This window comes from Streptomyces sp. NPDC004838 (assembly GCF_053600955.1).
The window spans coordinates 63,005-82,893 of the sequence record NZ_JBSGAW010000020.1 but is presented as its reverse complement, the minus strand read 5'-3'; the positions used below and the strand labels follow the sequence as shown (position 1 = coordinate 82,893).

The window sequence follows — 19,889 nt, the reverse complement described above, 5'->3', positions numbered from 1 at the left end:
CACCGGTCGCGGGCCGCCGACCGCGGGCCGGAAGGCGCGGGGCCGTCACGCCATGGATCCGCCGCCCGCGTCAACCGTCAATCGGCCGATGACCAGCCATCGGCCGACACCAGGATGCCCGATCCACGACCATGGTGACGCGGAGCCCGCTACTCATAGAGGATGTGTGCATGTCAGTTTTCTCCAGCGACCAGCTACCCCGTCAGGTCGCCGACGCCTATGTCGACGCGCTCATCGAACTCGATCCGACCACCGGCACCTACCTCGGCGTCAAGGAGAGTTCGGGACGGCTCCCCGACTACTCCCCCGCCGGCCAGGAAGAGCTCGCCGCCCTCGCCCGGGAAACGCTCTCCCGGCTCGACGTGGCCGAGAAGCTGCCCGGTGCCGGGAGTGACGCCGAGAGGCGCTGCGGCCGGTTGCTGCGGGAGCGACTGACGGCCGAACTCGCCGTGCACGACGCGGACGAGGGATTGCGCACGGTGAGCAACCTGCACTCGCCCGTGCACACGGTCCGCGAGGTCTTCACGGTGACTCCGGCGGAGACCGAGGAGGACTGGGCGGCCATCGCCCGGCGGCTTCGTGCCGTGCCGGCCGCGCTGGAGGGCTACCGCGCCTCCCTGGCGCTCGGCCTGGAGCGCAGGCTCTTCGGCGGCCCGCGGGCCACCCGGACCAACATCGGCCAGATGACCGAGTGGATCGGCACGGACCGCAGCTGGTTCGCGGACTTCGTCGCGGACGGCCCCGAGTCCCTGCGCGGCGAACTCGACGCGGCGGCCGGTGTCGCCACCGCCGCACTGGCCGGTCTGCGGGACTGGATGCGCGATGTGTATGCCCCCGCGATCGCGGGGGCGGCCGACACCGTGGGCCGTGAGCGCTACGCCCGCTGGTCGCGGTATTACAACGGCACCGATCTCGATCTCGACGAGGCGTACGCGTACGGCTGGTCGGAGTACCACCGGCTGCTCGCCGAGATGAAGGCCGAGGCGGACAAGATCCTTCCGGGTGCGGGCCCCTGGGAGGCCCTCGCGCATCTCGACGAGCACGGCCTCCACATCGAGGGCGTCGAAGAGGTACGCGTCTGGCTCCAGGAACTGATGGACGAGGCCATCGAGGCGCTGGACGGCACCCACTTCGAACTGGCCGAGCCGGTCCGGCGGGTGGAGTCCCGGATCGCTCCGGCGGGCAGCGCGGCGGCCCCGTACTACACCAACCCGTCCGAGGACTTCTCCCGGCCCGGCCGGACCTGGCTGCCGACCATGGGCGCCACCCGCTTCCCCGTGTACGACCTGGTGTCGACCTGGTACCACGAGGGGGTGCCCGGTCACCATCTCCAGCTCGCGCAGTGGGTGCACGTCGCGGACCAGCTCTCCCGCTACCAGGCGTCGGTGGGCGGGGTCAGCGCGAACATGGAGGGCTGGGCGCTGTACGCGGAGCGGCTGATGGACGAGTTGGGCTTCCTGCCCGACCCGGAGCGCCGCCTCGGCTATCTCGACGCGCAGATGATGCGCGCCTGCCGGGTGATCGTGGACATCGGCATGCATCTGGAGCTGGAGATCCCCGAGGATTCACCGTTCCATCCGGGCGAGCGGTGGACTCCCGAGCTGGCGGAGGAGTTCTTCAACGGCCACAGCGGCCGGCCGGCCGACTACATCGAGAGCGAGCTGACCCGGTATCTGTCGATGCCCGCCCAGGCGATCGGCTACAAGCTCGGTGAACGGGCCTGGCTGCTCGGCCGGGAGAACGCGCGCAAGGCCCACGGCGACGCGTTCGACGCCAAGTCCTGGCATATGGCGGCGCTGTCGCAGGGCTCGCTGGGCCTCGACGATCTGGTCGACGAGTTGTCGAAGCTGTAGCGGCGCGAGGGCGGCCGGGCCGGTGCCGTGACGGCTGTCGGGCGACCGGGGCAGTGCTGTGACGGCTGTCGGGCGACCGGCTGCCGGCTCCTGCGCCGGGGCCGCCTGTGTCGGCCCCGCGGTGCTGGCCGGCCGGGCCCGCGGAAGGGGCCCGGCCGCCAGGCGACGGCCTCAGCGGCGGAAGCCGCCCTCCGAGTTGACCACCTCGCCGGTGATCCACTCCGCCTCGTCCGTGGCCAGCCAGGCGATCAGCCGGGCCGGGTCGTCGGGCATGCCCCAACGCCCTGACGGGAACCGGTCGGCGACCTCCCGGTAGGCGTCGCCGGTCAGGTAGTCCGTGTCCACGGGGCCGGGGTTGACGGTGTTGACGGTCACGGCGAGTTCGGCGAGCGCGGTCGCGAGGGAGCGGGTGACCGAGGCGAGCGCGCCCTTGGCCAGTGCGTACGCGATCTCCCCCGGCATTCCGCCGGCGATGTCCTGGCCGGAGGTCATCATCAGGATCCGGCCGCCGGGGGTGCGCGGCGGAAGGCCGGACCGCAGCCGTGCGTACGCCTGGACCAGCAGCATCACCGAACGGGCGTCGGTGGCCCAGTGGGCGTCCAGCATGGCCGCGTCGATCGTGTCCAGGGTGCCGTCGTAGCCGCTGAGGGCGTGGTTGGCGACGAGGACGTCGATCCGGCCGCCGAGCGCGTCGGCCGCGGTCGCGATGAGCGCGGCCGGTGCGGCGGCGTCGGAGAGATCGCCGGGTCCGTGGAAGACGCGGGCGCCGGGATCGGCGAGCGCCTCTCGTACGCCGTCGGCCACGGCCTCCGGCCCGTCCGGGTCGGCACCCCAGGGCATGCCCTCGTCGTGCGGCACATGATGGTGGAGATAGACGCTCGCGCCGTACGCCGCGAGGCGGCGGGCCACCGCGTAACCGATGCCTCCTCTACGGCTCGCACCGGTCACCAGGGCGGTACGGCCGCGCAGGGGAAGGGGATCGCGGCGCAGGGACGCGGGCTCGGGAGGGGGGAACTTGGGCATGGGCGCCAAGTCTGGTCGCCCGTGGCCGCTCTGTCACATGAATTTGTCCGGACGCCCCCGTGCGCGGCAGCGCCCCGCACCCAGGGCCCTGCCGCGCCTCCCACACCGACCGTCTCCCGCGCCGACCGATCCGCCTCCCCCGCCTGCCCCGCCTACGCCGAATCGCCGTCCGTGCCGTCGGGCCCGGTCAGCCGTCGGGCCCGGTCAGCCGTCGGGCCCGGTCAGCCGCCGAGCGGTGCCGTACGGAGGCGGACGACCGAGCCGTGCCGTTCCTTGACCACTTCGAGCTGGGTGGGGATACGGCGGCGCAGATCGGCGACATGGCTGACGATGCCGACGCTGCGGTCCCGTTCGCGCAGCGAGTCGAGCACGTCGAGAACCTCGTCCAGGGTCTGTTCGTCCAGGCTGCCGAAGCCCTCGTCGATGAAGAGGGTGTCCAGCCGTACGCCTCCGGTCTCGTCCGTGACCACATCGGCGAGACCGAGCGCGAGGGCGAGGCTCACGAAAAAGGTCTCGCCTCCGGAGAGGGTCGCCGTGTCGCGCTCGCTGCCGGTCCAGGCGTCGACCACATGGAGCCCCAGCCCGGAACGCTTGCCTCCGGAACGGGCGTCGGAGTGCACCAGGGTGTACCGGCCGGCCGACATGCGCCGCAGCCGTGCGGTGGCCGCCGCCGCCACCTGCTCGAGACGGGCGGCCAGGACGTACGACTCCAGGCGCATCCTGCGTTCGTTGTCGGCGGAGGTGCCCGCCGTGAGGCCGGCGAGGCGGGCCACCCGGTCGTACTCCTCGCGCAGCGGGCCGAGCCGCAGGGTCTCGGCGCCGGCCTCCCGCGAAAGCCGTCCCAGTTCGGCGGAGCGCTCGCGGGCGGCGGCGAACGCCGCGGCGGCGGCACGCAGGGCGCGCTCCGCGCCGTCGTGAGCGATCCTGGCCGTTTCGGGGTCGGCGGGCGGCAGCTCGGCGGCGGCACGGGTCTCCGGCTCGGCAAGCCGGTCGGCGACTGCCGCGTCCTCGTTCCGCCAGGCGTCGACACGGCATTGAAGGTCGCGGTGCCCCGCGTCGTCGAGCAGGGCCTCGGCCGCGCGGCCCGGAGTGTCGAACCCGGCCCGGAACGCGGCGTCGGCGAGCCCGGCGTCGGCCTCCTTCAGCCGCCGTGCCGTCAGGTCGTAGGCCCGTACGGCGTCGGCGGCGTCGGCGAGCACCCGCGCCCGGCGCTCCAGCCGGGCCGCGTGCTCGGCGACGCTCCGCTCGCCCCCGCGGGCTCGCTCCAGCTCACCCGTCAGACCCGACTGCTCCCGGTCGAGCGCCTCTCGTGCGGAGGTGCGCCCGGCGAACCGCCGCTCGGCCTGCTCCCGTGCCACGACCCGCTCCTCGTGCTCCCGCTCGGCACGGTCGAGTGCCTCACGGGCGGCGTGCATGCCGGAGGCGAGGCGGTGGGCCTCCTCGTGGTCGCGTTCCAGCTGTTCCAGGAGGGCCTTGAGTTCGGACGCGTCGGGGTCCCGCTCCACGGTCGCGGACGCGGGCCCGCCGGTCGACGCCGCTCCCGAGCCACCCGCTCCGGGCGCCTCATCCAAGGGCTCGGCGGGATGCGGTTCCACGCGGGGCTGTTCCTCGGGCTGCCGCGCCTCCCGGATCGCCGCCGCCAACGCCTCGCGCACCACGGCCAGTTCCCGTTCTGCCTGCGACTTCGCTCCGTCCGCGCGGGTGTACTGGTCATAGGCCGCGTCCTCCTCGGCCGGCGCGACATGGCCCTGTTCCGCGCGGGCGGGCGCGGGGTGGTCGGCGGAGCCGCAGACCGCGCAGGGCTCGCCGGGTACGAGGGCCGTGGCCAGCTCCGCCGCGATTCCGCGCAGGCGGCGTTCCTTCAGGTCGAGCCAGCTCTCCCGAGCGGTGCCCGCGCTGTCGCGGAGGGTGCGGAAGCGGTCCTCGGCCTCCCGTTCACGGTCGGCGAGACGGTCCCGCTCACGGGCCGCGCGCAGTCTGCCGCGGACGGGCGCGAGCCGGCCCGCGAGGTGTTCGGCGCGAGTGGCCGCGTCCTGGGCGGCTGTGACGCGCTCCCGGTGGTCGTGACGACGTACGTCCCAGTCGGCGAGCCAGCCCGCCGCGTCCTGGAGGATGCCGTCGTCCTCGCGGGCCTCGCGGTCCAGGTCCGCGCGCTCACGGTCGATCTCCTCGCTGCGCCGCTCGGCCCTGCGCGCGGAGTCCAGTGCGCCCAGTTCCTGGCGGAGCCGCCGCTCCAGCTCGGCGAGGTGCTCCGCGCCCGCGTCCATGAGGTCCCTGGGCAGCCCGGCGCGGGCCCGGTCGTGGGCCTCGATCGCAGCGTGGTGCTCGCGTTCGGCGTCGTCGCGCAGCTTCAGCGCCGGGCCCACCCGCTCGGCTCTACGGGCCCGGTCGAGCCGGTCCTGCCACGCCTCGTACTCGGACCGCCGCTCGTCCAGCGCGGCACGTCGGCGCCGCGCGTCCTCGTACCGCCGTCGCAGACCGTCCCGTTCGCGCGCGGTGTCCAGCGCGGTGCGCGCGTGGGACTGCCGGTCCTCCGCCAGGGACAGGGCGCTCGCGGCGACGGCCAGTTGCTCGTACGCGTCCGCGCGGGCGACGGCCGCCCATTCCAGTACGGCGGCGGCGAGCCCCGGATCGCCTGGCTGCCGGGCGGGCAGCGGCCGGCCGTCGGCCGCGGCGCCCGCTTCCTGTTCCATCTTGTGCGCAACGGCGAGCAGACGCTCGTCACCGGTCCGTACCCGCTGTTCGGCCGCCCGCCGCCGGTCGGCGAGCCGCTCTTCGACGGCGGCGAAGCGGCGGGTGTCGAAGAGGCGGCCGAGGAGCTTGCCGCGGGCCTCGGCGTCGGCACGCAGGAATCGGGCGAAGTCCCCCTGCGGCAGGAGCACGACCTGGCAGAACTGGTCCCGGCTCATTCCCAGGAGCTGGACGATCTCCTCACCGATCTCCTGATGGGACCGGCTCAGCGCCTTCCACTCGCCGCTCTCCGCGTCGTACTCACGCAGCCTGCTCTGGGCCCGCTCGACGGTGAAGCCCTTGCCGTTCTTCTTGGGGCGGGGCTGGGCGGGGCACCGGGTGATCTCCAGCCGCCGCCCGCCGACGGTCAGTTCGAGGGTCACCTCGGTGAAGTCCCCGGCCTCGGCGTGGTCGCTGCGCAGCGACGCGCCCGGACTCTGCCGGGCGCCGGGCACGGCCGCGTAGAGCGCGAAGCACACCGCGTCGAGCACGGAGGTCTTGCCCGCGCCCGTCGGCCCGTGGAGCAGGAAGATCCCGTCTGCCGACAGGGCGTCGAAGTCCACCTCCTGAGCGGCCCCGAAGGGGCCGAAGGCCGTCACGGCCAGCCGGTGGAGCCTCATCCGGCCACCCCGCCCACCGACGCGTCGGAACCCCGAGCGCCCCGGCCGCCTGTGGAGTCCGGGGCGCGGAGCCCGGTGAATCGGCCGGAGCCCCCGGGGCCCGTGGCCCCCTCGGCACTCGCCGGACACCCGGATCCGGGTGTCTCGTCCCCTACGTCGTCAGCCACGCCTGCCCGCCCCCTCGTTCACCGTCTCGGCCACCCTCACCTCGTCGAACGCCCCGCGCAGGACGGCCCGTTCCCGCTCGTCCGGCCCGACCCCGCCGCGGACGTGCGCCACGAAGTCCTCCGCGATCTGCTGGTCGCCGCGCCCCCTCAACCGCTGCGCGTACGTGGCGGCGGCCCTGTCGTCCTCGTCGCGCTCGGGATCGAAGACGAGGCTCAGGGTGTAGGGGAAGCGCGCGGTGAGACGGGTCATCGGCTCGGCCGGGCGGACGGCGTCGGTGAGGGTCGCCTCCACGAAGGACTGTTCGTGGACGCCGAGCGCCGGATCGACGAGCAGTTCGTCGAGGCCGCCGCGCAGCCGGGCGAGCGGCCTGGGCACGGGGCAGTCGACGCGCTCGGCGTGGATCCCGCCGTCCGCGGCCAGGTCGACGAGCCACATGGTCTTGCGGTGGGCGGCCTCGGAGAAGGAGTACGCGAGCGGGGATCCGGAGTAGCGGACGCGTTCGGTGATGGTCTGGCAGCCGTGCAGATGCCCGAGCGCCACATAGTCGATGCCGTCGAAGACCCCGGAAGGTACCGCGCAGACACCGCCGACGGTGATGTCCCGTTCGCTGTCGCTCTCCTTGCCCCCGGCGACGAAGGCATGAGCCAGCACCAGGGAGCGGGTACCGGGCGGACGGGTCGCCAGGTCGGCCCGTATGCGCTCCATCGCGGCGCCGACGACGGCTTCGTGGCGGGCCTTCTCCGTCCTGAACTCGTCCTTGACCAGCGCCGGTTCGAGATACGGCAGGCCGTAGCAGGCGACGTCGCCGTGGGCGTCGGAGAGCATCACGGGCGTGTCGCACCCCGAGGGGTCCGTCCGCAGATGGATTCCGGCGCGGTCGATGAGCCCGGCCCCGACGCCCAGCCGCCTGGGCGAGTCGTGGTTGCCGGAGATCATCACGGTCGGCACGCCCTCGGCGGCGAGCCGGTGCAGCGCGCTGTCGTACAACTCCACCGCCGCGAGCGGAGGCACGGCACGGTCGTACAGGTCTCCCGCCACCAGCACCGCGTCGACATCGCGTTCGCGCACCGTCGCCACCAAGTGGTCGAGGAACACGGCCTGGGCGTCGAGCATGCTCACACGGTGGAAGGAACGCCCCAAATGCCAGTCCGACGTATGCAGAAACCTCAAGACACCGCTCCGCCCCGCACGACCATCGCACTCTCCCCCTCGGTGACCGGCACGGAGCCGGCGCGGGTATCACGGCAGGGGCCGGTGACACCGACGCCGGTCGGTACCTGGTTCATCACGGGCCTCAGTCTGCCACCGGCGTCGGGGGCGCTTCACCACGGATGCCCGCACATGATCCGGATCGTGATGTGCCCCACCGCGGACTGGACCGGTCGCGGACTGGAACCGGTCACGGCGCGCGGCGGACGGCAAGCGGCGATCAACGGGGCCCGGCGGCCGGTCACGCACCCGCCCGGCCTCGGCATCCGGTGGCCCGGTGTCAGGGCCCGACGGCGCCGCACGGCGTGCGAACCCCATGCGGCCGGCGGGCAGTATGTGCGCGCAACCTGCGGCGTACGCCGATTCCGGAAGCTCAGGCGTCCCCGTACGCCTCACCGCCCACCTCCAGCACCGCCGTTCCCGCCGTGGCGTCCGCCAGCCAGCCGCGGAAGGCGTCGACGTCCGCGTCCGGCAGCCCGATCTCGATGGTGACGCTCTCCGCGTAACGGACGTCACGCACGGCGCGCCCGGTCGCGCGCAGATCGTTCTCCAGTTTGCCCGCGCGCTGGTGGTCGACCGTGACGGTGGCGAGCCTGAAGCGCTGCCGGGTGCGGGTGCCGAGCGCGTCGAGCGCCTCGCCGACCACTCCCCCGTACGCCCTGATCAGCCCGCCCGCGCCGAGCTTCACTCCGCCGTAGTACCGGGTGACGACGGCGACCGTGTACCGGATGTCGCGGCGGAGCAGCATCTGGAGCATGGGCACGCCGGCGGTGCCGCCCGGTTCGCCGTCGTCGCTCGCCTTCTGCACGGAGGCGTCCGCGCCGATGACGTACGCGAAGCAGTTGTGCGTGGCGGCCGGGTGCGCCTCGCGGACTCGGGCGATGAACGCCCGCGCCTCCTCCTCGGTCGCGGCGGGTGCGAGCGCGCAGATGAAGCGCGATCTGTTGATCTCTGTCTCGTGGACGCCCTCGTGGGCGACCGTCCGGTACCGCTCATGCATCCGGCCAGCCTAATTGAGGGTGTAGGCGGTTCGGTCTGGTCCCCACAAGGGGCCGACGGGTGGCTTTCAACGGACAGCGCGCCTTCGCGTCACTCCTTCCAGCGCCTGGATGACCCGCGGCCCCTGCCCGGCTTCGTCAACGAGAACAACGGCACTTCGACAGATCCACCCTGCCGAGCGCGAGGTCAACCGGAGGGGGCGACGGGGGCCCGCAGGCCGAGCCACTGATCGGCGTCCCAGGCCCGGAACCGCTCGACTTCGGTGAACCCCAGCTTTGCCGCGAGGCGCATCGAGCCGACGTTGGCGGTCTGGGTGGCGAGCACCACCGGCTCACCGGAAAGGACGCTTTCGAACCAGTCAAGTGCCGCGGCGCACGCCTCGGCGGCATACCCGAATCCCCACGCCCGCGGCAGGAACAGGTAGCCGAGATCGGCTTTCCCCGCAGCGGCGGGGCGATGGTGCGCCGGCGCTCTCCTGAGCAGGATCTGGCCGATCATCGCCCCGTCGAGATCAACGACGAAACTCCCCGGCCACCGCTCGGGCACCTCGGGCAACTCGCGCTCAAGCTCGTCACGCGGGCGGGGTCCACCGAGGTAGGTGTGCACATCTGGCGACGCCAGCAGCTCGATGAACACCGCACGATCCCGGGCCTCGGGCTCACGAAGCACGAGCCTCTCGGTCCTGATCGGTGCAGGCGGCCAGGCGACGGGTCCGAGATCAGTCATGTCGGCCAGCCAATCAGCAGACTCAGCAGTGATCAAGACTCGCGGATCCGCTTGACTTCTCAGCCCCCTGAGATGTCTATGCGTCGTCCGGCGAAGGACTGCGGAGGGGAATGCCCCGCACGGCCGGCCCGTTGTCGGGGGTATGTATGGAGACGATGAGACGGTCCGCCGGATTCTGACCTCGACGGGCGACACCTGGGCGGTGGTCGGCCTGTCCGACAACGAGTCGCGGGCGGCGTACGGGGTGGCCCGCGTCCTGAAGCAGTTCGGCAAGCGGGTGGTGCCGGTCCACCCCAAGGCCGAGCAGGTCCACGGCGAGCAGGGTTACGCGAGCCTCGTGGACATCCCCTTCGACGTCGACGTGGTCGATGTGTTCGTCAATTCCGACCTGGCCGGTCAGGTCGCCGACGAGGCCGTCGCGATCGGCGCGAAGGCGGTCTGGTTCCAGCTCGGCGTGATCGACGAGGCCGCGTACGAACGCACCCGCGCGGCCGGTCTCGACATGGTGATGAACCGCTGCCCCGCCATCGAGATCCCGCGCCTGGGCTGACCGCCCGGCTCCGGGCCGGTGTTCTGTCCGTGGAGGCAGCCTCAGACTCCGAGCCCGTCCAGGACGACCACGCCCGGCAGCCCGGCGAACGCCTTGCCGGGCACGATGAGTTTGCCGCGCCTGCGCCCGCTGCCGATGAGGACCCACGGCATGTCCGCCACGACCGAGTCCACGAGCAACGGCCAGGGGCCGGGCAGGCCGATGGGCGTGATCCCGCCGTACTCCATGCCGGTCTCGCCGATGGCGGTCTCCATCGACGCGAACGACGCCTTGCGCGCGCCCAACTGCTTGCGCACCGCTCCGTTGACGTCCACTCGGGCGCTGGAGGGTACGAGACAGGCGGCGAGTGTGGTCGCTGCGCCGCGTTTGCCCGCCACGACGACGCAGTTCGCCGACTGGCTCAGCAGTTCCTGTCCGTGGTGTGCCACGAAGGCGGCGGTGTCCGCGATCTCCGGATCGGTGTCGACGTACAGGAGCTGGTCGGCGGAGACAGGGCCGGACCAGGTGCGCACGGCCTCGGCGACCGGGGCGGTCAGCAGATCGAGGCAGTCGGGCGCGGGCCGGGCATCGTCGAAGGTTCCGATGGGAGCGTGCATACGCGTCACGCTAACAGCGGTTCCGGGGCGGGGTTCCCGGCCGGGTGGATCCGGCCCGGTGGATCCGTCCCGGCCCTTGCCGCCCCGACCGGTGCCGCCCTGCCGTTGGGACCGACCTGCCCATGGCGTCGGCGCGCGCCGCTCAGCGCACGGGCGGGATGGAGACCGCCATCGTCATCGTGACGGGCTCGTCGCCGGCGTTGCGGTAGGCGTGCGGGACGTTCGCCTGGAAGGTGGCCGAGGCCCCCGTCGGCACCTCGTGCTCCACTCCGTCCACGACCAGTGTCAGCACGCCCGAGGCGACGAGAATCAGCTCGACGGTTCCGCCGGGGTGCGGATCGGACTCGCTGCCCTCGCCGGGCAGCAGCAGCCAGCTCCACAGCTCCAGCGGCCCGTGCTCCTCGGTCCCGATCAGCAGCTTGTTGAAGCTCCCGGCGGGCGTGGACCACATGCGCACGGCCTGCTCCGGCGGTACGACCCGGACCTGCGGGCCCTGCTCGTAGTCCAGGAGCGTGGTGATGCTGATGCCGAGCGCGTCGGCGAGCTTCACCGTGGTTCCGACGCTCGGGTTGGTACGCGCCTGCTCGATCTGGATGATCATTCCGCGGCTTACCCCCGCGCGGGCCGCGAGGGCGTCGAGCGTGAACCCCCGCTCGCCGCGCCAGCGTTTCAGATTGCGGGCGAGCGACTGGGTCAACTGGTCGAGGTCCGACACATTCCGTCCATTAAAGTGAATGACAGGGTACAAAATCTTGCACTACGGTGTGGTGCACCGCATCGTTCAACGCACTGTACTTGCGAGGTCGTCCCATGGTCGCACTCTTCGCCCTGGCCACCGCCCTTCTCTGGGGCCTGGCCGACTTCGGCGGCGGGCTGCTGACCCGGCGCATACCGGCCCTCACGGTCGTCGTCGCCTCGCAGGCGATCGCGGCGGTCGTCCTCGGCGGGATCGTCGTCGCCACCGGCGCATGGCAGGAGGCCGGACCGCGGCTCTGGTACGCGGTGGCGGCCGGAGCCGTCGGCCCGGCGGCCCTGTTCTGCTTCTACAAGGCGCTCGCCCTGGGGCCGATGGGCGTGGTCTCCCCCATGTGCTCACTGGGGGTCGCCGTACCCGTCGGCGTGGGGCTGCTCCTCGGCGAGCGGCCCGCACTGCTGCAAGTCGCGGGGATCGGCGTGGCGGTGGCGGGGATCGTCCTCGCGGGAGGCCCGGAACTGCGCGGGGCGCCCGTGCGGCGGCAGACGATCGCGCTCACCCTGACCGCCGCGTTCGGCTTCGGCGCGGTGCTGGCGCTGATCGCCGAGGCGTCGTCGAACCTCACCGGGCTGTTCCTCGCCCTCTTCGTCCAGCGGGTCGTCAATGTGGCCGTCGGTGGCGCGGCGCTGTACGCCTCGGTGAGGCGCGGCGGCCGGGCCCTGCCGGAGGAGGGCGGACTGCGGGTGGTCCTGGGCTCCTTCGTCCCGCTCGCCCTGTTGGGCCTCGCGGATGTGGCGGCCAACGGCACCTACTCCGCCGCCGCCCGGATCGGCCCCGTCACCATCGCCGCCGTCCTCGCGCACCTCTACCCGGTGGTGACCGTGCTGGCCGCGTTCGTCCTGCTCAAGGAACGGCTACGGGTGGTCCAGGCGGCGGGCGCGGGCCTCGCCCTGGTGGGCACGGTCCTGCTGGCCGGGGGTTAGCGGGACGTCACCCGTCGGCTCGCGGGCGGCCGGAGCCCCGTCGGCGGGCCGGGGTCGGCGGGATACGCCGCGGCCCGAGGACTCCGTCCGGGTCGAGGACTCCGCCCCGGTCGGGTGGCTCCGTCCCGGTCGGGTGGCTCCGTCCGGGTCCGGTCAGCCCTCCGGCTTCTCCTCCGGTTCGGCGAGGGCCAGCAGGTCGCGCGGAGTGATGCCGTCCGGAATCGGCACGGGCTTGGGCGTCCGCAGCGGGGGCTCCCAGCCACGGACCGGGTCCCAGCTCCGTACGACCCTGGCGGGAGCGCCCGCCACCACACAGTGGTCCGGCACCTCCCCCCGGACGACCGCGCCCGCGGCGACCACGACATTGCGCCCGAGGCGCGCGCCGGGCAGGACCACCGCTCCGGTGCCCAGCCAGCAGCCGGGGCCGATGGCCACCGGCTCGGTGCGCGGCCACTGCTTTCCCACAGGCTGGTGCGGATCGTCGTAGCTGTGATTGGTCGAGGTGATGTAGACGTACGGGCCGCAGTACGTGTCGGAGCCGATCGTCACCCGCGTATCGGCGATGACATGGCTGCCGCGGCCCAGGACGACGCCGTCCCCCAGGGTCAGGATCGGATCGACGCCCAGATCGAGGCCGGGCGTCATGCCCGCCGTGAGCGTGACCTGCTCGCCGATGACGCAGTGGTCGCCCAGTTCGATCCAGCGCTCGCCGAACACCGTGCCCTGCGGAAAAGCCAGCCGGGTGCCGTGCCCGAGGCTCCGGAAGCGGAGCCGCCCGGGATGCTCGGCGGTGACGGCGCCCGCGTTCTGCACCCAGCGCCAGCCCCGGTGGACGATCCGGGTGAGAACCCTCCGCCACCAGGCGGAAGGCGACGAGAACGAGAACGCGTTTCTGCTCTTGCGCACCCACTCACGGTAGTGGGCGCGACCGGGCCCTTCACAGCGCTCCGCTGTGATGTTCGCCCCACGGCGTTCCCGGCCCCCCGGACCCGGCCCTCGGACCCCGGCTCCCCGGCCCGGGCGGACTCAAGCAGACCCGAACAGACCCGACGGACCGACGGGCCGGCGACCCGAGCGCGCCGACGGATCCGGCGGACGGAACCGACCCGACGGGCCTCCGCCCCCGCCCCGGACTCCCGCACCCCCCACAGGCACCTCCTACCACACCGGCACCGAAGCCCAGTTGGCCGGAAAGCATCGCCCTGCAGCTCGATCGAACCACTTTCGGCCATCGCACTCGCCACGCGCGGCGCTGAGTGATCGCCTGCGCGAGGATCGGCACCACGCCGAACAGCCACCCTGCCCCGTCCGTCCGGGATTCGCTGCCTATCACGATCCCGGACACGAGACAGTGAGTTCGGGACTAAGTCCTCCATTCTGTGGGGAGTGGGTCCCGTCCGGGCTCACCGGGAGTGGCCCGTGACTAGCATGAGCGCGACACGAGTGCGGAAGATCGCCGTCAACCACCGGCGCGCGCCCCTGTGTTCGGCCGATGCCCGCAGTCGGCCCGGCCGCACTCCCCTGGTTTTCCCCGGACTCAGCAGCGAGGGACCGAATGTCCGTGCCAGTTCCACCGAAACCGCACCGGATACGAACACCACGGCCGTTGCCGCTGGTCATTGCGCCGGCCGCGATCGTGGTGGCCGCGGCGGTCGGCGGCGCGGCGATCTTCGCGGCTCCGGACACGGCCCGCGCCTGGGCCGCGGTGACCGTGACGGTCGCCTGGGCGTGGGTGGCCACGACGATCGTCGTCAGTACGCTGAACGCGCGCAGGCTGCGCACCACGGCGACCGACGCGACCGCCGAACTGCACGCACTGCGATCGCGGACGGCGGCGACCGACGCGGACGCCACGCATCTGCTCACCGTCACCCTGCCCTCCGTCGTCAAACGGCTGCGCGACGGCGAGAGCGCCGACGACGTGCTCGCGAGCACGCCCCGGCCGGCCGATCCCCAACTCCGGCTGGTGCTCCAGGCGTTCGCCGCCGAACTGGCCGCGAGCGAACACCACGCGAGGACGGCGACCGCCGCGAGCACCACCGCGGTCCAGCGGCTGGCGCGGGCCGCCGACGACCTGGACCGGCTCACCACGGTGACTCTGCCCGCCGCGGTCGAACGGCTGCGCTCGGGCGCCTCGGCGGACACCGCGCTCGCCGCGCTCGAACAGCCCGAAGACGCCCGCCTGCGGGTGATCCTGGACTCGATGGTGCGCGAGTTCGCCCTCAGCGAGCGGCGTGCCTCGGCCGCGATGGGAGCGAGCGCCAAGACCCTGAGCCGGGTGCAGGCGAAGGCCGTGAGCATGCTCGCCGATCTACGTGACATGCAGGATCGTTATGGCGAAGACGTGTTCGGGGACCTGCTCGGGCTCGACCACAACACCTCGCAGCTGGGACTGCTCACCGACCGGCTCGCGCTGCTCATGGGCGGCCGGGCCAGCCGTACCTGGAACAAGCCGATCGGCATGGAGAGCATCCTGCGCGGCGCGGTAGGCCGGATCGCCGCCTACCGGCGGGTCCGGCTGCACTCCTCCAGTACAGCATCGGTCACCGGGTACGCCGCCGAGGGCGTGATGCATCTGCTGGCCGAACTGATCGACAACGCGGCGAACTTCTCCCCGCCCATCGACGAGGTCCACGTGTACGTCGAGGAGCGTACGGCCGGGCTCGTCGTCACCATCGAGGACAGCGGTCTGAAGATGTCCGGCGCGGCCCTGAAACGCGCCGAGGAGGCCGTGTCCGGCCGCGGCACCGACCTCGCCCGGCTGCGCAGCACCCGGATCGGGCTCGTGGTGGTCGGCCTGCTGGCCGCCAAGTACCAGATGACCGTCAGCTTCCGGCCGTCCTCCCGTGGCGGCACCGGGGTCGTGGTGCTGCTCCCGCCGCAGTTGCTGCACCAGTCGCGCGGGATAGTGCCCGATCCGGTGGCGCGCCCCGTCGGCCCCGCCCCGGTGGCGAGCGCACCCGACACGCCCGGCACCGCGCCCGCCCCGGAGCCCCGCCCGGCCGCGCCCGACTCCGTGCCCCCCGCTGCCGTCAGGTCCCTCCCGTCGCCGCACGGGCCCCGGATGGCGACGCCGAACGGGCTGCCCGTACGGCCGCGAGGGCGCACCATGGCCGCCGCCGACCGCGGACGGACGGAGAACGAAGGGGCCGACGCGCGGGGCGTACCGCGACGGCGGGACGCCGGGGCGCAGTTCGGGGCCTTCCACCGCTCGCGCCAGGACCGTTCCGAGCGCCCCGACGCGGGAAACGAGCCCCCGCGACAGTCCTCGGAAGACAATTGACCGGCCCGGGCCGTCCCCACACCAGACCGAACACGCAAGAGAACCGTGAGACAGGAGGCACGGGACGGGTCCGGACCACCGGACGGCAAACGTCCCACGCACACCATGGAGACCACCGACAACAGCGTGACCTGGCTGCTGGAAAGTCTGCTCGAACGCACTCCGGGCACCCGGCACGCCCTGGTCCTCTCCCGCGACGGGCTGAAACTGTGCTGGACCCCGCTGCTGACCCTGGATCAGGCGGATCAGCTCGCCGCGATCTGCTCGGGGATCCAGGCGCTGGCCCAGGGCGCGTCGGTCGAGTTCGGCGACGGCAGCGGCGGCGTACGGCATTCGATGACGGAGTTCCACGGCGGGCTGCTGTTCATCGTCGAGGCCGGGGACGGCGCCCATCTGGCCGTGGTGGCCGAGGACGGAGCCGATCCGGGTGCCGTCGGCCATCAGATGACCGAGCTGGTCGAGCAGCTCGGCGACCATCTGCGCGCCGAGCCGCGTACGCGAACAGCGCGGGAGAATCAGTTCTCATGACCCGTCGCCCCATCGACATGGGGGATCCCGACCGCCTCTACACCGTCACCGGGGGCCGCAGCCGCGTCGAGGACGATACCTTCGACCTGGTGACGCTGATCGTCAGCGAGTGCGCGCCGTCGCCGGGTATGCAGTCGGAGCATGTGCGGATCCTTGGGCTGTGCCGGCATCCGATCTCGGTCGTCGAGATCTCCGCGGAGTTGCGGCTGCCGGTCACGGTCGTACGGATCCTGCTCGGCGATCTCCTGACGACGGGGCGTATCACCGCACGCCGTCCTCGGGCGGCGGCCTCACTGATCGGCCTGCCCGACTCGGCTCTCCTGGAGGAGGTGCTCCATGGACTCCGCAACCTCTGAAGTGCCCCGCCGTACACCCCTGGTCGACTCCGTCGAGACGGGGCTCAAGATCGTGATCGTGGGCGGATTCGGGGTCGGCAAGACCACCTTGGTCAAGTCGGTCAGCGAGATCCGGCCGCTGAGCACCGAGGAGGTGATGACGCAGGCCGGTGCGGGGCTCGACGAGACGGCGGGCCCCACGACGAAGTCCACGACGACCGTCGCCTTCGACTTCGGGCGGATCAGCCTCAACGACCGTATGGTCCTGTATCTGTTCGGGGCGCCGGGCCAGGAACGGTTCTGGTTTCTCTGGGACCGGCTCTTCGCCGGCACGCTCGGCGCCGTCGTCCTGGTCGACACTCGGCGTATGAGCGATTCCTGGTACGCCATCGACCGGCTGGAGAACCGTGGAACGCCGTTCGTGGTGGCGGTCAACCGGTTCGCGAACGATCCGGCCGCGTTCTCGCTGGCGGAGATACGCCAGGCGCTGTCCCTGGCCCCGCATGTGCCGCTGGTCGACTGCGACGCGCGCGTCCGTTCGTCGGGCAAGCATGTGCTGATCAGCCTCGTCAGACACCTTCGCGAACTGGCCATGTCCCGGGAGATGACCCCATGACCGACCTCACGGGACCCGCAGAGGGCCCCACGCCCGGATCCGCGCACGGCCCCACGCACGGATCCGCGCGCGATACCGACTCCACGCACGGATCCGGTACCGCGGTACCGGGTTCCGCCGCCGTGCCGGGACCGGGCTGTCCGGCCCACGCGGACGCGATCCCGCTGAGCGGTCTGGAGTACCAGCAGTCCCCGTCGGAGCTGTACCGCAGCATGCGGCGAAAGCACGGAGCGGTCGCGCCGGTGCTGCTGGACGGCGGCATTCCGGCCTGGCTGGTACTCGGTTACGCCGAGGTCAGCTATGTGACCGGCCACGACGATCTCTTCGCCCGGGACTCCCGGCGCTGGAACCAGTGGGAGTCGATCCCCGCCGACTGGCCGCTGATGCCCTTCGTCGGATATCAGCCGTCCGTGCTCTTCACCGAAGGGCCCGAGCACCAGCGCCGGGCTGGCGTGATCACCGAGGCGCTGGAGGACGTCGACCAGTTCGAACTCGGCCACTGGAGCCGGCGGATCGCCCACCAGCTCATCGATCGCTTCGGGGGCGGCGGGCGGGGCGAGCTGATGTCCTCGTACGCGCACGCCCTGCCGATGCGGGCCGCCGTCCAGATGTGCGGCATGCCGGCCGACGGCGCCGACACCGAGGATCTGGTGCGCGATCTGCGGATCTCCCTCGACGCGCACGAGGGTGACGATCCGGTCTCCGCGTACGGCCGGGTGCAGGAGCGCATCCAGCGGCTGGTGAAGGAGAAGCGGGCCGCACCGGGTCCCGATGTCACCTCCCGGATGCTCGGGCATCCGGCCCGGCTGACGGACGACGAGCTGGTCCAGGATCTGATCACGGTCATCGCGGCGGCACAGCAGCCGACCGCCAACTGGATCGGCAACACCCTGCGGCTGCTGCTGACCGACGACCGATTCGCCCTGAACGTCTCCGGCGGGCGGCTGAGCGTCGGCCAGGCGCTCAACGAGGTGCTCTGGCTGGAGACGCCCACCCAGAACTTCATCGGGCGGTGGGCCGTGCGCGACACCCAGCTCGCGGGCCGGCGGATCCGGGCGGGCGACTGCGTGGTGCTGGGTCTCGCCGCCGCCAACACCGATCCGCAGATCTGGCCCGAGGGACACATCGGAGCCGAGAACTCCGCGCATCTGTCCTTCGGCAACGGCGAGCACCGCTGTCCCTACCCGGCACCGCTGCTGGCCGATGTCATCGCCCGCACGGCGATCGAGACACTGCTGGAGCGGCTGCCGGACGTGGTGCTCGCCGTGGAGCCGCGCGAGCTGACATGGCGTCCTTCGCTGTGGATGCGGGGTCTGGCCTCCCTCCCGGTGCGCTTCACCCCGGTCGTACGGTGACATGGGCGTCATGGGCCGACCGGGTCCGCCCATGACGGCCGTCAGCCGGCCGCGGGGCCGGTCACGGGGGTGAAGCGCACGGGCAGGGAGACGGGACCGCGGGTGAACACGCCCTGTTCCTCGGGGGTGAAGCCGTCGGCGAGCCGCATGTCCGGCATCGCGTCGAGGAGTTGGTTGACGCCCGTCTCCACCTCTGCCTTGGCGAGCAGCGCCCCGACGCAGAAGTGCCGTCCCAGGGCGAAGGCCAGATGGTCGGCCGCCGCGGAGAACGCGGTGGTCGTGGTGAGGTCGTCCCGGAAGATGTCGAACCGGTCGGGTTCGCGGTAGCGCTCCCCGTCCCGGTTGGCGGCTCCGATCAGACAGGTGACCGTGGCTCCGGCCGGGATGGTGCCGCCGCTGACGGTGACCTCGGCCGAGGTCTGCCGCATGATCATATGAACGGGCGGGGTGTAGCGCAGGGTCTCGGCGAACGCCCGGTCGATGAGGCTCCGGTCCTCCCGTACCGCGTCGAGCTGCTCCGGGTGCGTCAGCAGATTGGCGAAGATGCCCGCGATCGCCTTGTCGGTGGTCTCTCCTCCCGCGGCGAGCAGCAGACTGCAGAACGCCTTGATGTCCTCGTCGCTCATCCGTACGCCGTCGATCTCGGCGGCGCAGAGCGTGGAGAGCAGATCCTCGCCGAGGTGCTCTCGGCGCTCCCTGATGATCGGGAACATGTACTCGGCGAACTCGGTACGGGTGCGCTCACCGGCCGCCGTGACCTCGGGGTCCTGGGCGAGATTGCCGAGGAAGGCGATGACGGTGGAGTACCAGCGGTGGAACCGGTCGTGGTCGGCCTTGTCCAGGCCGAGCATGTCGGCGATGACGTTGACGGGGAAGCGGGTGGCGAAGGCATCGACGAGGTCCGCCTCGCCCCGGTGGCGGAAGGCGTCTATCAGTTCGCGGGCGTTGCGCTCGATGACCGGGAGGAACTTCTCCCGGAGTTCGCCGCCCCGGAAGGCGGGTGCGACGAGTGCGCGCCGTACGGCGTGTTCGCGCCCGCTGAGCTGGAGGATCGTTCTGCCGTGGACGGGCTCGACCTGCCAGGAGTAGTTGTCGGTGGTGTAGACGGAGTCCTTGTCCTTGAAGGCCCGCTCGACGTCGTCGTAGCGCGAGATGAGGTAGCTCCGGGTGGGTTCGTGCCAGAGCAGAGGGGCGTGCTCCCGCATGGCGCGGTACGCCGGATAGGGGTTGGCGGCGAATTCCGGCGACAGGATGTCGGGTACCTGCTGTGCGGTGGCCATGGGGCTCCCTCGGCAGTCTGTCGGACAACTCCCCCCAGGCTATTGACCGTTCACGCGCGGAGACAGACCGCGTACCGCCGGTCCGATGCGCCCGCGCTCACGCGCGCCGGGCCGGGCAGGCGGTGTTCGCGGTCCGGTCGCCGACCGGCTCCGGGCCGGGGCCGCCGACGCGATGGCGCACGGCGCTCGGCGCTCGGCGCTCGGCGCTCGGCGCTCGGCTCGAGAGGCGATCGGGCCGCCGGCCGGGGTGGTCGAGAGCGTCGACGACTCCGACGGGTGGCTGGGGCGGATCGGCGCCGGCCTCACCGAGGCCCACCAGGACGCGTGCCGTGCGTGCGTCC

Annotated in this window: 17 protein-coding genes; 8 read left to right on the top strand and 9 right to left on the bottom strand. The window is 72.3% G+C overall.

Features of this window, described 5'->3' with window-relative positions:
* Nucleotides 1–170 precede the first annotated feature (170 nt).
* Nucleotides 171–1,853: a DUF885 domain-containing protein gene (locus ACWEFL_RS22600; RefSeq protein WP_451715467.1), complete on the top strand. Its 1,683-nt coding sequence runs from the start codon at nt 171–173 to the stop codon at nt 1,851–1,853.
* A 171-nt stretch (nt 1,854–2,024) separates the two neighbouring features.
* Here ACWEFL_RS22600 and ACWEFL_RS22595 read toward each other — a convergent pair whose 3' ends face one another.
* From ACWEFL_RS22595 to ACWEFL_RS22575, 5 genes are all read right to left on the bottom strand, one after another.
* Nucleotides 2,025–2,876 carry an SDR family oxidoreductase gene (locus ACWEFL_RS22595; protein WP_451715464.1) on the bottom strand — a complete coding sequence of 284 codons (852 nt, stop codon included), beginning with the start codon at nt 2,874–2,876 and terminating at the stop codon, nt 2,025–2,027.
* A gap of 221 nt (nt 2,877–3,097) precedes the next feature.
* The gene (locus ACWEFL_RS22590) at nt 3,098–6,226 is read right to left on the bottom strand and encodes an AAA family ATPase (protein ID WP_451715461.1); all 3,129 of its coding nucleotides are present in this window, start codon (nt 6,224–6,226) and stop codon (nt 3,098–3,100) included.
* A gap of 159 nt (nt 6,227–6,385) precedes the next feature.
* On the bottom strand, nt 6,386–7,564 hold the full coding sequence (locus ACWEFL_RS22585; RefSeq protein ID WP_451715458.1) for an exonuclease SbcCD subunit D: 1,179 nt from the start codon (nt 7,562–7,564) through the stop codon (nt 6,386–6,388).
* A 412-nt stretch (nt 7,565–7,976) separates the two neighbouring features.
* The gene (locus tag ACWEFL_RS22580) at nt 7,977–8,603 is read right to left on the bottom strand and encodes a YigZ family protein (protein ID WP_451715455.1); all 627 of its coding nucleotides are present in this window, start codon (nt 8,601–8,603) and stop codon (nt 7,977–7,979) included.
* A 185-nt stretch (nt 8,604–8,788) separates the two neighbouring features.
* Entirely contained in the window at nt 8,789–9,328 is a 540-nt protein-coding gene (locus tag ACWEFL_RS22575) for a GNAT family N-acetyltransferase (protein ID WP_451715452.1), read from the bottom strand.
* 142 nt (nt 9,329–9,470) lie between these two features.
* On the opposite strand from ACWEFL_RS22575, the gene ACWEFL_RS22570 reads away from it, so the two are divergent.
* The gene (locus tag ACWEFL_RS22570) at nt 9,471–9,878 is read left to right on the top strand and encodes a CoA-binding protein (RefSeq protein WP_451715450.1); all 408 of its coding nucleotides are present in this window, start codon (nt 9,471–9,473) and stop codon (nt 9,876–9,878) included.
* A gap of 41 nt (nt 9,879–9,919) precedes the next feature.
* Here the strand turns inward: ACWEFL_RS22570 and ACWEFL_RS22565 are convergent, their stop codons facing one another.
* Both ACWEFL_RS22565 and ACWEFL_RS22560 read right to left on the bottom strand, forming a co-directional pair.
* Nucleotides 9,920–10,474, bottom strand: coding sequence for a YbaK/EbsC family protein (locus ACWEFL_RS22565; protein ID WP_451715447.1), 555 nt, complete (start codon nt 10,472–10,474; stop codon nt 9,920–9,922).
* Nucleotides 10,475–10,616: 142 nt separating this feature from the next.
* Complete coding sequence (locus tag ACWEFL_RS22560) at nt 10,617–11,189, bottom strand: helix-turn-helix domain-containing protein (protein WP_451715444.1); 573 nt, start codon at nt 11,187–11,189, stop codon at nt 10,617–10,619.
* A 95-nt stretch (nt 11,190–11,284) separates the two neighbouring features.
* On the opposite strand from ACWEFL_RS22560, the gene ACWEFL_RS22555 reads away from it, so the two are divergent.
* The gene (locus ACWEFL_RS22555) at nt 11,285–12,151 is read left to right on the top strand and encodes an EamA family transporter (RefSeq protein WP_451715442.1); all 867 of its coding nucleotides are present in this window, start codon (nt 11,285–11,287) and stop codon (nt 12,149–12,151) included.
* Nucleotides 12,152–12,304: 153 nt separating this feature from the next.
* On the opposite strand, the gene ACWEFL_RS22550 is transcribed toward ACWEFL_RS22555, so the two are convergent.
* A complete protein-coding gene (locus ACWEFL_RS22550; protein WP_451715439.1) occupies nt 12,305–13,057 on the bottom strand; it encodes an acyltransferase in 753 nt (250 codons plus the stop codon).
* 649 nt (nt 13,058–13,706) lie between these two features.
* Between ACWEFL_RS22550 and ACWEFL_RS22545 the strand changes: the two genes are divergently transcribed.
* The 5 genes from ACWEFL_RS22545 (at nt 13,707) to ACWEFL_RS22525 (ending at nt 18,268) form a co-directional block, all read left to right on the top strand.
* A complete protein-coding gene (locus tag ACWEFL_RS22545; protein ID WP_451715437.1) occupies nt 13,707–15,434 on the top strand; it encodes an ATP-binding protein in 1,728 nt (575 codons plus the stop codon).
* Between the two features lie 105 nt (nt 15,435–15,539).
* Complete coding sequence (locus ACWEFL_RS22540; protein ID WP_451715434.1) at nt 15,540–15,962, top strand: roadblock/LC7 domain-containing protein; 423 nt, start codon at nt 15,540–15,542, stop codon at nt 15,960–15,962.
* Complete coding sequence (locus tag ACWEFL_RS22535; RefSeq protein ID WP_451715432.1) at nt 15,959–16,318, top strand: DUF742 domain-containing protein; 360 nt, start codon at nt 15,959–15,961, stop codon at nt 16,316–16,318. The genes ACWEFL_RS22540 and ACWEFL_RS22535 overlap by 4 nt, the downstream gene beginning before the upstream one ends.
* The gene (locus ACWEFL_RS22530; protein ID WP_451715430.1) at nt 16,299–16,913 is read left to right on the top strand and encodes a GTP-binding protein; all 615 of its coding nucleotides are present in this window, start codon (nt 16,299–16,301) and stop codon (nt 16,911–16,913) included. The genes ACWEFL_RS22535 and ACWEFL_RS22530 overlap by 20 nt, the downstream gene beginning before the upstream one ends.
* The gene (locus ACWEFL_RS22525) at nt 16,910–18,268 is read left to right on the top strand and encodes a cytochrome P450 (RefSeq protein ID WP_451715428.1); all 1,359 of its coding nucleotides are present in this window, start codon (nt 16,910–16,912) and stop codon (nt 18,266–18,268) included. The genes ACWEFL_RS22530 and ACWEFL_RS22525 overlap by 4 nt, the downstream gene beginning before the upstream one ends.
* 41 nt (nt 18,269–18,309) lie before the next feature.
* On the opposite strand, the gene ACWEFL_RS22520 is transcribed toward ACWEFL_RS22525, so the two are convergent.
* Nucleotides 18,310–19,548 carry a cytochrome P450 gene (locus ACWEFL_RS22520; RefSeq protein WP_451715425.1) on the bottom strand — a complete coding sequence of 413 codons (1,239 nt, stop codon included), beginning with the start codon at nt 19,546–19,548 and terminating at the stop codon, nt 18,310–18,312.
* Nucleotides 19,549–19,889: the final 341 nt, after the last annotated feature.

Excerpts from the sequence above, each read along its gene's own strand:
- ACWEFL_RS22540 (WP_451715434.1), top strand. The coding sequence starts at position 15,540 with ATGGAGACCACCGACAACAGCGTGACCTGGCTGCTGGAAAGTCTGCTC.
- ACWEFL_RS22525 (WP_451715428.1), top strand. The coding sequence starts at position 16,910 with ATGACCGACCTCACGGGACCCGCAGAGGGCCCCACGCCCGGATCCGCG.
- ACWEFL_RS22600 (WP_451715467.1), top strand. The coding sequence starts at position 171 with ATGTCAGTTTTCTCCAGCGACCAGCTACCCCGTCAGGTCGCCGACGCC.
- ACWEFL_RS22575 (WP_451715452.1), bottom strand. The coding sequence starts at position 9,328 with ATGACTGATCTCGGACCCGTCGCCTGGCCGCCTGCACCGATCAGGACC.
- ACWEFL_RS22530 (WP_451715430.1), top strand. The coding sequence starts at position 16,299 with ATGGACTCCGCAACCTCTGAAGTGCCCCGCCGTACACCCCTGGTCGAC.
- ACWEFL_RS22545 (WP_451715437.1), top strand. The coding sequence starts at position 13,707 with ATGTCCGTGCCAGTTCCACCGAAACCGCACCGGATACGAACACCACGG.
- ACWEFL_RS22520 (WP_451715425.1), bottom strand. The coding sequence starts at position 19,548 with ATGGCCACCGCACAGCAGGTACCCGACATCCTGTCGCCGGAATTCGCC.
- ACWEFL_RS22595 (WP_451715464.1), bottom strand. The coding sequence starts at position 2,876 with ATGCCCAAGTTCCCCCCTCCCGAGCCCGCGTCCCTGCGCCGCGATCCC.
- ACWEFL_RS22565 (WP_451715447.1), bottom strand. The coding sequence starts at position 10,474 with ATGCACGCTCCCATCGGAACCTTCGACGATGCCCGGCCCGCGCCCGAC.
- ACWEFL_RS22555 (WP_451715442.1), top strand. The coding sequence starts at position 11,285 with ATGGTCGCACTCTTCGCCCTGGCCACCGCCCTTCTCTGGGGCCTGGCC.
- ACWEFL_RS22570 (WP_451715450.1), top strand. The coding sequence starts at position 9,471 with ATGTATGGAGACGATGAGACGGTCCGCCGGATTCTGACCTCGACGGGC.
- ACWEFL_RS22535 (WP_451715432.1), top strand. The coding sequence starts at position 15,959 with ATGACCCGTCGCCCCATCGACATGGGGGATCCCGACCGCCTCTACACC.
- ACWEFL_RS22580 (WP_451715455.1), bottom strand. The coding sequence starts at position 8,603 with ATGCATGAGCGGTACCGGACGGTCGCCCACGAGGGCGTCCACGAGACA.
- ACWEFL_RS22590 (WP_451715461.1), bottom strand. The coding sequence starts at position 6,226 with ATGAGGCTCCACCGGCTGGCCGTGACGGCCTTCGGCCCCTTCGGGGCC.